Genomic DNA, 12,150 nt, shown 5'->3' with positions numbered 1-12,150 from the left:
TAAAAAGGATGATTAAGTTATGAGAATGGAAAAACTTGTATTAATTTTCGCAACAATATTTTGCTTTTTGTTTGTTTTTGTTTACTCTTACAACGTTAATCTATCAAATAAAATTAAAAGAATGGAAAAAATAATAAAAGCTTACGAATTGTACACTTCTGAGAGCAAAGAGTTCGCAAATTACGTTAAAGAAAATAACTTGAAGGAGCTTGAACCACTTCTGTCAAAGTATATGCTCAACGATATTCGCTTAAAAATAGATAAAGCCAAACAATTTTACAGAGAAGGTAATTACTCAGATGCGTCAGCTTTGTTAAGAGAGATAAAAGATACAGAAAATCCTTGGATGGATGAAATATACTTTTACTTAGGGATGTCACTGTATAAACTAGGTGAAATAGAGAGCTCAAAATTGTTCTTATCCACTTTTATGGATAATTTCCAATACTCAATATACCGCAAGGAAGCTCTTTTATTGCTTAAAGAATTATCAAACGATGAGATAAAAAAACAAATCGATAAAGTTTTGAGTAGTATGAAAGGATTATAAATATAATAAACTTGAATGCACACAGAGATATACGGAGGTATTTTGATGTTGAAAGACGTACAAAGTGAAAGAGATAACAGAAATATCTATTTAAAAAGAGTGGGTGTAAAAGATTTGAGATATCCTATCGCTGTCTTAGATAGAGCAAATGTTACTCAGCACACAATAGCTACACTAAGTATGTTTGTTGATTTGCCAAAAGACTATCGTGGCACTCACATGAGTAGATTTATTGAAGTTTTAAATGAGTACCACTTGGAGATAAACCCAAAAAGAATAAAGGAGATTCTCAAAAGTTTAAAGGAAGTTTTAAACGCAAAAAGGTCTGTTATAGAAATAACTTTCCCATTTTTTCTTTTGAAAAAAGCACCTGTGACAGGTAGTGAAAGTTATTTGGAGTACATATGTTCGTTTGAAGCAGAGATGAACGATGAACATCTTGACTTTTCAACTACTGTTACAGCGCCAATCCATACACTGTGTCCATGCTCTAAAGAAATCAGTGAGTATGGGGCACACAATCAGAGGGCAAAATGTAGTGTAACATTTAAGAGCAAAGAAATGGTATGGATAGAAGATATAATAGAAATTATCGAAGAGAGCGCAAGTGCCCCGATATTCACCCTGCTTAAGAGGGCTGATGAAAAATATGTAACTGAACATGCGTATGACAATCCAAAATTTGTTGAAGATGTCGCAAGAGATGTGGCACTGAGATTGAAAAAATATGATAAAATAGAATGGTACAAAGTAGAAGTGGAGAGTTTTGAGTCTATTCACGCACATAACGCTTACGCTTGTTTGACAAGCGATGAGATAGAAGAAATGTAGCAAACATACTAAACTTTGATAAGTGAAATATTTGGGGTGATTATAATTATGAATATAAGTGAAAGTGGAACAAGAAAAATACTAACATACCTTGGTTTTGCAGCTAAATCTGGTAAGCTCGTATATGGTAAAGATATGATAAGGGAGTATATAACCGATCCAAAAATTCAAAATAAGTTGATTATAATCGCAACAGATGCTGGACCAAGGGTAAAAAAGGATCTAAAGATACGCTGTGAAATAAACAACGTAAAATACTTCGAAATTTTCGAAAAATCTACTTTATCAAAAGCTACAGGTATGAAAGAAGTTTCCGCGTTAGGAATAACCGATGAAAATTTATCAAAAGCTATCGTTGATGTTCTAAGGGGGGAGCAGAATGTCAGAGGAAAAGATACTAACGGTCGCTGAATATTCGCTTATTGATTTCGTTCAATTAGTGAATAAAATATTTCAAGATTACGTTTTGCCTATAAATTGGAATGTATTGAGTTTCAAAATGGACGCTCGGGAAAATTCAATATCTTTTCCTGACTCTTTTGTCTTCGTGAAAAACAATGAGCCTGTTGGTTTTATCCTAATCTCAATTAGAGGAAAAAGGGCACGTATAGACGCGATGGGTGTTGTTGAAAATGAACGTGGTAAAGGATTAGCAGAAAGGATATTAAAACATGCATTTCATCATTTAAAACTCAAAAATATTGAGAACATTAACCTTGAAGTTGCAGCATCGGATGAACGCGCCGTAAGGTTTTATGATAAGAACGGCTTTAGAAAAGTTAGAGAACTTCACACATTTGTTTTAGAAAATCCACAACCTGAGAATTTACACTACTCATCTTTTACAAGCGATAGCAAATATGTATATTCAGTTGCCCTAAACAACGAACTCCAAATACATAGAAAAGTGAATTGGCAAAGAGAACCTATTTCCTTACTATTAGCTGATGGAAGATATAACTATACACGATTGCACATAGGAAATACAGAAGGTTACGTCGTTTGGGGCAAAAATGAAGACAATTCAGTATTTATAGTTGATTTAGCTGCGAAATCAGAAAATTTGTCAAATTGGGAACTTATTTGTAATTGCGCGATAGATTACTTATCTAAACAAATTAATCCAAGCATAATAAGTGTTGTTTCTGTAGCTGAAGATGACTATCTTCACACTACCCTGTTAAAAAACGATTTTAGAATAGTCTTCACTCAATATGAAATGTTCAGAAAATTATAAAAAGTAATAGGTAATAACATAAAATCAACGAGCTACAACATTAAACACAGCAAAGTAATGTAAAAAGCTTCCAACCAGAACAAACAAATGCCATACCATATGTCCAAATTTCAATCTTCTCCAAACGTAAAATATTGTACCAAGTGTATATGATACCCCACCAAGCACTAACAACCATAGTGTTATATTTGAAATTGCCGAAATTAAAGGTTTGAATTCGAATACTATCATCCAACCAAGAAATATATAAATAAGCGTTGAGAGTATCAAAAACCTTTTCACAAAGAATACTTTTAAGAAAATACCTATAGCAGTAAGTGACCACACTATAGCAAACATGGTCCATCCAATTTTTCCATTAAGAGAAACTAAAGTAAAAGGCGTATACGTTCCAGCTATCAAAAGATATATTGACGAGTGATCGAGTATCTCAAATATTTGCTTGGCTTTCTTGTGCTGTATAGAATGGTATAAAGTTGATGAAAGATACATTATCATAAGAGATACACCGTAAATAACCGCCGAAAAAATTTTAAATGCGTCATGTGTAAAAGCCGAAAAAATAATAAGTACAACCAATCCAGCTATTCCAAACAAAGCCCCAACACCATGAGTTATGGAATTCGCTATTTCCTCACCAATAGTATATTTTTCGTTGTTATCAAAATCTCTCATCAATACACCCCTTTGCCATTCAATTTTTCAATATTCAATAAAAATACCTTCGATATGGCTTCAACGCAATTTTAGAGTTAATGTTTGTATTGTACCACATCGGAGGTATTTTTACAAATTTATTTTTTATTTAATCAAAAGCATACTTTTAAAGTATCCATGGGAAAAATTTGTGAAGGAAGAATAAACCTATTAATACGAAACCTAATGTCCTATGAAATACAATCCACTTCTTACCTATTTTATTTTTCATAAGGAAACCTATAAATGAAAACAATATTCCAAACCAAAGTAACCATCCTGTATGGAGCGTTATCTTACCAAGCGCTAACATACCATGAATAAAACCTATAACTAACAATGAAACTCCAGTATATATGTGGGCCTTTCCCAAGATCTTCATTAATTTCATCAAAAAAAACCGGCTTTTTAGTCAAATATTTGTATATTCTTCTAACCACAAACAAGGATATCTGCACAAAGAGCAAAACAGCGCTTATCACACCAAGGACTCTAAACAATTCTACGTTCATTTTTAAAACACCCTTTCGCTTATTTTATAGTATACCCAACAATTAACCATTCTTTTCTTGGAGTTTCTGAGTAAACTTTACCTGCTTGAACGTTTTGTGGGTTTTTCGATATATCATAAACTTTATTGCCAACAATTACAAAAGGTTTCGCGTTCTTACCATCGAATTTTGAAATCGTGCTTTCATCAAATCCCAAAATACCTATTTTATAAATTTTTTTCAAAAGATCCACGTGACCTTGCAACGATAATATTTCACTCGTCAAATCAACTCCCATATCGTGTCCGTAATGCTCTCCACCGGAAAATTTTCTAGAATACGTTGCATCGTAAACTATTCCATAAACGGAAACATAAATCTTCTTATTCACTTTTCCATCAAATTTTGCAAGTTGATCAGGTGTAAATACAAGAACACCGTACGATGGAAAACTCTTAATTTTTGAGATACCGTGTGGAGAAAGTTTCAATATATCGTACGTCAAATCTTGCCCTGCGGTGTGCTGATTTTTGTGGTTACCGTTCGCCCAGGATTTTGAAGAAGATAAATCGTATACAATACCATTCACACTAACCATGGTTGGCGCATTCTTACCATTCATCTTTGAAAGCTCGTCGTATGTTACTCCAAGCAACCCTACTATCTTATCTTTCGTTAATAGTTTGCTATCAACTTCTGAAAGTTTCAAATGCTTTTTAAGATTTGTGTTTCCAAGATTGTACACAACTCCCTCAACGGAAAACCAACCAGGTGTCTTTTCTAAAGTTGTTGTTGAAATAATCTGGTACTCTCCAGAGAACTTATCAATCTGAAAAATACTATCAAGATAGCCTGCGTAAACAGAGACACTTAAGGCAAAAATAAAGAAAATAAATACCGTTAAAAACTTTTTAAACATATCATCAGCCTCCTTTGTATTTAGTCTTAACTAATTATATCATATTTCAATCCATTAAGCAATATACGATATTATACAACATTATGAGGAATTCTGAAAAACAAAGATTTGAAAAGTAATATTAAAATAATTTCAAAAATAAACATAAATTAGGATTTTTTGACTTTTTTGTATTTGAAACAATTTTGATAGAATCTAAGAGAAGTTTTTCGGTTACGTTACCGGTAACGATAATTGTTAAAACATAAACCACACTTTTAAAAAGGGAGGGATTTCAGATGAAACGTTTTGTTTTTGTTGTGTTGTTGTTAGTTGTTCTTTCGTTGACGTTCGCTAAGGAAAAGATTGTTGTCAACAGTTACATGAGCGATCCTGCACCGAGAAAAACATTCGCTGAGCTTGTGAAAATGTTTGAGGAAAAATATCCGGATTACGAAGTTGTCGTTAACACATTTGCCCATGAAGATTTTAAAACGCTTCTCAGGACATGGCTTACAGCACCAGAAGGTCCAGATGTTGTCACATGGTTTGCTGGAGAACGTATGAGATACTTTGCGGAAAAAGGTTTAATAGCTCCTGTAACAGATGTTTTCGCGGGTAAGAAGTTCACAGATTTCTTCCCGGGCTCTTTTGAAAGTACTTGTTCTTACAAGGGCAAAGTTTATTTTGTGCCACAAAGTTGGTATTGGTGGGGTGTTTATTACAGAAAGTCAGTATTCCAAAAATACGGTATTAAGGAACCAAAAACATGGGATGAATTCTTGAAAGTGTGTGATACGCTTAAGAAAAATGGGATAATCCCAATTACGATTGGTACAAAGTTCCCATGGACTGCCGCTGGTTGGTTCGATATCCTGAATTTAAGAATTAATGGTCTAGATTTCCATATCAAATTGACAAATGGTGAAGTTCCATATACAGACGCAAGAGTTCTAAAGATTTTCAACTACTGGAAACAATTAATTGACAGAGGATACTTATTACCAAATCATACATCATATGAATGGCAAGAGGCTGCTCAGTTCTTATTCCGTGGTGAAGCTGGAATGTACTACATGGGACAATTCATAAAAGACGTCGCACCAGAGTCAGTTAAAGCTGACCTTGATTTCTTCAGGTTCCCAATTATAGATCCAAAGGTTCCTCTTTATGAAGAAACTCCTATCGACGGTTTCATGATGCCGGCCAACGCAAAGAACAAGAAAGGCGCTATTGAATTCCTCAGATTCATAGCTTCCGAAGAAGCGCAAAGGAAATTTGCAACGGACCTTGGAAGACTTGCCGCACATGTTAAAGTCACACCACCTGATGAACACGCAAAGAAAGGTTTCAATATGATACTCCAAACAGCTGGTGTTGCCCAATTCTACGATAGAGACACTAACCCAGAGATGGCGGAAGTGGGTATGAACGCTATGATACAATTCCTTACAAGACCAAGTGACATCACAAAGATCCTCCAAAACTTGGAAAATTCAAGAAAGAAGATTTACGGTGTGAAATAATTAAATTTATTACCTGAACCCGGGGCAACCCGGGTTCAATTTGAATTTTGAATTGTGAATCAGACTTATAACATTTAATCTTTGCTGGAGGCTGGAGGTATGTCAATGAATAAATTTAAGAAAAAATGGTGGATACCTTACGCTTTTTTAGCTTTGCCGATTACTTTTTACATTATTTGGGTTATCATTCCAATTTTCCAAACTTTTACATATAGCTTCACAGATTGGGATAGTATATCACAAACATTTAATTTCGTTGGATTTCAAAATTACAAAGACCTTTTCCAAGATTATTACTTTTTACTCTCTTTGAAAAATAATTTCTACTGGATGATAGGATTTGTATTTATCTCTATTCCTCTTGGTCTCGGATTTGCTATGCTTATGGATCAAAAATTCCCCGGGCACAAAGTTTATAAGTCTCTTGTTTATTTACCGATGACTCTCTCTTTCGTTGTTATTGGTCAAATCTGGTCTTGGATTTTAGAACCACGAAATGGTGCGTTAAATACATTCTTGAGAGCTATCGGCCTTTCCAATTTAGCAAGGCCGTGGATTAGTGACCCGAATATAGTAACGTTTTCTCTAATAGCCGCGGCACTTTGGAGACAAGTTGCTTACGCAATGATTCTTTTCTTGGCAGGTTTACAAGGAGTTTCCAAAGAGCATGTTGAAGCAGCTTACGTTGATGGGGCAAATTCGTTCCAAAGATTTTGGCATGTTATACTTCCTGAGTTAAGGCCTGCGACTGTTATAGCGATTACGGTGAATATAATAGACTCTTTGAGAGCATTCGATATAGTTTTTGTAATGACTCGTGGAGGTCCGTTCTATTCTTCAAGTGTTATGGCTAATTATATGTACATAAAAGCTTTTCATAATTACAATATGGGATACGGTTCCGCTATAGCTGTTATACAATTTTTGATAACTCTTGTGTTTATAATAGCTTATCTCAACAATGTTCTTAAGAAGGAGGAAAGGGAATGAGTAAAAAGCGCATTAAAATATTAAAAGTAACAAATTTTTATGTACTCTCAACTATAATCGTTATCATATGGATGACACCTTTTATAATAACGTTTTTAACCGCTTTCAAGAGTATGGATGATATATTTATGAATCCAAACGTCTGGTCACCACCATCGAAGTGGAATTTTGAAAATTTCAAAATCGCTTGGACTGAGAGTAAGATGCAAAGATACTTTTTTAACACCTTTATAGTCGCATCAATTTCTACGCTTGGCGCTTTGTTTTTGTCAAGTTTATCCGCTTTCGCGCTGTCTTGGTATGAGTTCAAGCTGAAGAAGTTCTTGATTATCGTTTTCGTAACTGGAATGTTGATACCTTTCCAAATGTTATTGATACCAGTTTATTCATTCTCGTTAAAAACTCATCTTTACGATACACTCACAGGTGTTATACTCTTTCACGTCGCTTTTCAAATAGGTTTTTGTACGTTCTTTTTAAGAAATTTCATGATTACTATCCCCACAAGTTTGTTTGAAGCAGCTAAAATTGATGGTGCAAACGATTTTACTATTTACAGAAAAATAATTCTTCCACTTTTGAAACCAGCTGTCGCGGCTTTGGGAATTTTGGAGTTCACATGGATTTGGAACGATTACCTTTGGTCTCTTATCTTACTCCAAACCGATGCAAAAAAAACCGTAACGATAGGCCTAACTTCATTGCAAGGTCAGTGGATTAGTAGCTGGAATATAATCGCTGCTGGTTCAATAATCGCCGCAATTGTACCTATTGTCGTGTTTATAATCTTTCAAAAGTACTTCATACAAGGTCTTACGATGGGAAGCGTGAAAGGTTAATTCACAACTTGATTTTTTCAATATAGCTTGTTTTAAATCCCCAAATTGCCAAATTAAAAGCAATTTGGGGATTTTTTTATTTTTGAAAAAATACTAAGGTTGCAAAATTATTAGATAAACGTGATATAATTGTGTACGAAGTTTAATTAAAAACTTTAAACTAAGTTGGGGGTGGTATGGTGGAGAAGATTTCAAAGTTTTTCCAAAAACAGCCCATGATGCGTAAAATGCTCTGGGCTTTGTTGTTTGTATTTATTTTTTCCGTTTTCGCTTATGGTTTTAAGGTTATCTGGTTAGGTATTTGGGTATTTACAACTGGTGTATTCGTCGAATACCTTTTCGAAAAGCAGAAAAGAAAGCCTGTTAGTGAGGCTGTTTTGGTCACTTGTATGCTTTTCTTACTTTCGCTACCACCGAACACTCCATTCTGGGTGGCTATGATTGGTATCGCTTTTGGTGTAGCCTTCGGTAAAGAAGTATACGGTGGATTTGGAAGAAATATATTTAACCCTGCCATAGTTGGAAGGCTTTTTATCTATATAACTTTTCCTAATTATATGACAATGGGATGGGTAAAACCTTCTTTATTCGGAACGGATGCCGTATCTTCGGCAACCCCACTTGCTCTTATGAGACAAGGAGAGAATTTGAATGTATTGAATTTGCTAACAGGTTGGCGAGCAGGTTCGATTGGAGAAGGTCCAATTTTGATTATTCTCGCTGCAGCTGTTTACCTTATAGTTACAAAGACAGCAAGTTGGCGATTGATGATTTCAACATATTTTTCAGCCGCTGCTCTGACTTTTCTATTAGACGTATTTAACGTTCCAAAAGCTCTTCCAACCCTTCCTGCAATACTCTCAGGTAGTCTTGTCTTTATATCTGTTTTCATGGCAACTGAGCCTATCACAGCGCCAAAGAAGATACGCTCACAGTGGATTTACGGGATAATAATAGGTACCACGGGTGTTATAATCAGGACTTTTTCTCTATTCTTAGAAGGTTGGAGCTTTGCAATATTGATGGGTAATCTTTTCGCACCACTTTTGGATGAGGTAATTAAAGATAAGAAGAAAAAAGCCCCCGTCCAAGGCCAAACAAAGAAGGTGGAAGCATGAAATTCGATAGGGAGAGCAAAGTTTACACTGTCGTATTCACATTAATTATCACATTTGTGTTTGTTTTCGTTTTGTCGTGGTTGAATACCGTCACTTCAAGCATGGTTAAGAAGAATCAAGAAATTTTCAAGATAAAAGCTGTATTGAACGCGATGGAAATTGGTTATACAACAAATGATGAAGCAATTAACAAATTTAAAGATACTGTGACCACCGAAAAGAAAGACGGTTACGAATTATTCAAAGCAAATGTAAATGGAAAAGAAGTTTACGCTATCGTTTTCAATGGGAGTGGGCTTTGGGGAAATATATCCGGAGTTTTGGCAGTTAATTCAGATGTGTCAGAGATTGTTGGCATTGATTTTATCTCCCAGAGTGAAACACCAGGTTTAGGTGGTAGGATCGAGGAGAGTTGGTTCAAAAATCAATTCCGTGGTGAGAAAGTTGTGAACAACGGTATTATCGTTTCAACAACAAAGGCGCCTGATTCAAAAGAAGACGGTGTCGTAGATGCCATAACTGGCGCAACTCTCACATCAAAGTCCATAGAAAAGATTATCCAAACGTATATTCCTATACTTAAGAAATTGCTGGGGGTGAATTGATATGGCAAACTCAGCTGAATACAAAAAGATATGGAAAAATAACATATGGTTAGAAAACCCCGTTATTGTGCAAATATTGGGCATATGCTCAACATTGGCTGTAACTAATAATCTCAGAAATACATTAATAATGACGATAGGAGTTACGCTTGTTACCGCATTTTCTAACTTTACCATATCCGCTATCAGAAATGTTATACCAAGGAAAGTTAGAATGATAACACAAGTTCTGGTTATTTCATTTTACGTTATTATCGTGGATATAATATTAAGGGCTTACGTACCAGATGTTAGCAAGGCGCTAGGACCGTACGTTGGGCTTATAATTACAAATTGTATTATCATGGGGCGCGCAGAAGCTTTTGCTCAAGGGAATACTCCAGTAATTTCCTTCTGGGATGGATTCACAGCAGGGCTTGGATATATGCTTATACTTGTTATAGTTGCACTCTTTAGAGAATTGTTAGGATTTGGTACTGTGCTTGGTTTTAGAGTCCTACCATCTTCATTCCCAGCTTGGACAATAATGGTTATGCCACCAAGCGCGTTCTTTGTCCTCGCGTCTTTGATTTGGGTTATCAGAGGTGTTCAGTTGAAAAAGGCTTCGAAATGATAAATATGAAAAAGTCTAGGAGGTGACAATGATGGTACCTGATATAAATCCTTTTGTATTGTTCTTTGCATCGATTTTTACAAGTAATATTCTTCTTACGAATTTTCTTGGGATGTGTTCGTTTATATCAATTTCGAAGGATATAAAGTCTTCTAACGGCTTAGGTTTAGCGGTAACGCTTGTAATGACGATAACAACAGCCATAAATTGGATTATCGAAAAATACGTTATAGCACCGTTGGATTTAGGTTACTTAAGGTATATACTTTACATCATCGTCATAGCCGCTGTTGTACAAGTGCTTGAGATGATAATTGACAGAGTTTCTCCGAATCTATATATGGTTCTCGGTATCTTCCTTCCGCTGATTACCGTTAACTGTGCAATACTTGGTGTAGCTTTGTTCATGCAATTGAGAAATTATACGTTCTTGCAATCTGTATTTTTTGGGCTTGGCAGTGGCATGGGTTGGTGGCTCGCCATTGTTTTACTTGCGGCAATTAGAAAAAAGACGGAAAATGCTCCCGTTCCAGCACCGCTTAAAGGCGTTGGAATTACACTTATCACAATTGGCATTATGGCAATGGCTTTCATAGGTTTCGCTGGAATGATTAAAGTACAATAGGGGGTGAAGAAATGACTTTGCTGATAGCACCTATCGTAGTTTCATTAATAAGCGGAGGACTAGCTTTAGTTATTGCGATAGTTGATGGAATAGTGAATAATTACGGTGAAGTGGATATCGATATAAACGATGGCAAGAAGGTATTGAAAGTTAAAGGCGGAGCACCATTATTGCAGACTTTGAGTTCACAAGGTATATTTGTGCCTTCCGCTTGCGGAGGTCGTGGTAGCTGTGGTGCATGTAAAGTAAAGGTTTTATCAGATGTAGGACCTCATCTCCCAACGGAATTACCTTATATGTCAAAAGAGGAAATACAACAAAACATAAGATTATCTTGTCAAATTAAGCTTAAAAAGCCTATAAAGATTTATCTCCCTGAAGAATTGTTCAACATCCGTAAATTCAAAGGCATTGTCGAAAGTTTAAAAGACGTTACTTACGATATTAAAGAGTTGAGAATTCGACTTGTTGAACCGAATGAAATAAATTTTAAAGCTGGACAATACGTACAACTCGTTATTCCACCTTACGAAAATGTCAAAGAATCAACTCAAAGAGCGTACTCTATTTCTTCAGCACCAAGCGATAAAAATCACGTGGAATTGCTTATAAGGCTTGTGCCAGGTGGTATAGCAACAACTTATGTGCATAAATACATGAAGGAAGGCGATGTTGTAGAAGTTGTTGGTCCTTTTGGAGAGTTCTATATGAGGGATACAAACGCCGATATGGTTATGGTAGCTGGTGGTAGTGGTATGGCACCTATAAAGTCGATAATTTTGGATATGTTGGAACGCGGAATAACCAATAGAAACGTATGGTATTTCTTCGGTGCAAGGAGCAAACGTGACTTATATTACGTTGAAATGTTCAGAGAAATAGAAAAGAAATGGCCAAATTTCCACTTTATTCCCGCGCTCTCTGACCCTCTTCCAGAAGACAACTGGGATGGTGAAACTGGGCTTATAACAAATGTCCTTGATAAATACTTACAGACTGTTTTACCAAAAGATACCCCAAAAGAAGGGTATCTATGTGGTAGTCCAGGGATGATAAATGCATGTATTCAAGTTTTTGAAAAATATGGGGTAAAGGATGTGTACTACGATAAATTCGCATAAGGGGGGAACG

The 12,150-nt window shown here is 35.5% G+C and carries 15 protein-coding genes; 12 read left to right on the top strand and 3 right to left on the bottom strand.

Going from position 1 to position 12,150, the window contains the following annotated elements:
- Positions 1–19 precede the first annotated feature (19 nt).
- Genes AS161_RS00655 through AS161_RS00640 form a run of 4 tightly spaced genes read left to right on the top strand, consistent with a single transcriptional unit; the run spans position 20 to position 2,618 of the window.
- Positions 20–550, top strand: coding sequence for a hypothetical protein (locus AS161_RS00655; protein ID WP_011993793.1), 531 nt, complete (start codon positions 20–22; stop codon positions 548–550).
- Positions 551–595: 45 nt separating this feature from the next.
- A complete protein-coding gene (folE2, locus tag AS161_RS00650) occupies positions 596–1,381 on the top strand; it encodes a GTP cyclohydrolase FolE2 (RefSeq protein WP_346774406.1) in 786 nt (261 codons plus the stop codon).
- Positions 1,382–1,429: 48 nt separating this feature from the next.
- Positions 1,430–1,792: a ribosomal L7Ae/L30e/S12e/Gadd45 family protein gene (locus AS161_RS00645; RefSeq protein WP_164541397.1), complete on the top strand. Its 363-nt coding sequence runs from the start codon at positions 1,430–1,432 to the stop codon at positions 1,790–1,792.
- Entirely contained in the window at positions 1,761–2,618 is an 858-nt protein-coding gene (locus tag AS161_RS00640) for a GNAT family N-acetyltransferase (RefSeq protein WP_164541396.1), read from the top strand. Before AS161_RS00645 ends, AS161_RS00640 begins: the two co-directional genes overlap by 32 nt.
- A 24-nt stretch (positions 2,619–2,642) precedes the next feature.
- On the opposite strand, the gene AS161_RS00635 is transcribed toward AS161_RS00640, so the two are convergent.
- The 3 genes from AS161_RS00635 to AS161_RS00625 form a co-directional block, all read right to left on the bottom strand.
- A complete protein-coding gene (locus tag AS161_RS00635; protein WP_164541395.1) occupies positions 2,643–3,293 on the bottom strand; it encodes a hemolysin III family protein in 651 nt (216 codons plus the stop codon).
- Positions 3,294–3,610: 317 nt separating this feature from the next.
- On the bottom strand, positions 3,611–3,826 hold the full coding sequence (locus AS161_RS00630) for a hypothetical protein (RefSeq protein ID WP_164541394.1): 216 nt from the start codon (positions 3,824–3,826) through the stop codon (positions 3,611–3,613).
- A 19-nt stretch (positions 3,827–3,845) separates the two neighbouring features.
- A complete protein-coding gene (locus AS161_RS00625) occupies positions 3,846–4,724 on the bottom strand; it encodes a cytochrome b5 domain-containing protein (protein ID WP_164541393.1) in 879 nt (292 codons plus the stop codon).
- Between the two features lie 278 nt (positions 4,725–5,002).
- Here AS161_RS00625 and AS161_RS00620 point away from each other — a divergent pair, with 278 nt between their 5' ends.
- The 8 genes from AS161_RS00620 to AS161_RS00585 all read left to right on the top strand — a co-directional run bounded on the left by AS161_RS00620 (position 5,003) and on the right by AS161_RS00585 (position 12,140).
- On the top strand, positions 5,003–6,229 hold the full coding sequence (locus tag AS161_RS00620) for an ABC transporter substrate-binding protein (RefSeq protein WP_164541392.1): 1,227 nt from the start codon (positions 5,003–5,005) through the stop codon (positions 6,227–6,229).
- 105 nt (positions 6,230–6,334) lie between these two features.
- A complete protein-coding gene (locus AS161_RS00615) occupies positions 6,335–7,219 on the top strand; it encodes a sugar ABC transporter permease (RefSeq protein WP_164541435.1) in 885 nt (294 codons plus the stop codon).
- Complete coding sequence (locus AS161_RS00610; protein ID WP_164541391.1) at positions 7,216–8,058, top strand: carbohydrate ABC transporter permease; 843 nt, start codon at positions 7,216–7,218, stop codon at positions 8,056–8,058. The genes AS161_RS00615 and AS161_RS00610 overlap by 4 nt, the downstream gene beginning before the upstream one ends.
- Before the next feature lie 176 nt (positions 8,059–8,234).
- Positions 8,235–9,176: an RnfABCDGE type electron transport complex subunit D gene (locus AS161_RS00605; protein ID WP_164541390.1), complete on the top strand. Its 942-nt coding sequence runs from the start codon at positions 8,235–8,237 to the stop codon at positions 9,174–9,176.
- Positions 9,173–9,781 carry an FMN-binding protein gene (locus AS161_RS00600; protein WP_164541389.1) on the top strand — a complete coding sequence of 203 codons (609 nt, stop codon included), beginning with the start codon at positions 9,173–9,175 and terminating at the stop codon, positions 9,779–9,781. The genes AS161_RS00605 and AS161_RS00600 overlap by 4 nt, the downstream gene beginning before the upstream one ends.
- Position 9,782: 1 nt before the next feature.
- Positions 9,783–10,394 carry an NADH:ubiquinone reductase (Na(+)-transporting) subunit D gene (locus AS161_RS00595; protein WP_011993805.1) on the top strand — a complete coding sequence of 204 codons (612 nt, stop codon included), beginning with the start codon at positions 9,783–9,785 and terminating at the stop codon, positions 10,392–10,394.
- 31 nt (positions 10,395–10,425) lie between these two features.
- Positions 10,426–11,019 carry an Rnf-Nqr domain containing protein gene (locus tag AS161_RS00590; RefSeq protein WP_011993806.1) on the top strand — a complete coding sequence of 198 codons (594 nt, stop codon included), beginning with the start codon at positions 10,426–10,428 and terminating at the stop codon, positions 11,017–11,019.
- An 11-nt stretch (positions 11,020–11,030) separates the two neighbouring features.
- Positions 11,031–12,140, top strand: a complete 1,110-nt coding sequence (locus tag AS161_RS00585; protein WP_011993807.1) for a 2Fe-2S iron-sulfur cluster binding domain-containing protein — start codon at positions 11,031–11,033, stop codon at positions 12,138–12,140.
- Positions 12,141–12,150: the final 10 nt, after the last annotated feature.

The sequence above is a fragment of the Fervidobacterium sp. 2310opik-2 genome (genome assembly GCF_011057735.1).
GTDB classification, from domain to species: Bacteria; Thermotogota; Thermotogae; order Thermotogales; family Fervidobacteriaceae; genus Fervidobacterium; species Fervidobacterium nodosum.
The sequence above is the reverse complement of the archived record's forward strand: the minus strand, read 5'-3'. Positions and strand labels throughout refer to the sequence as shown.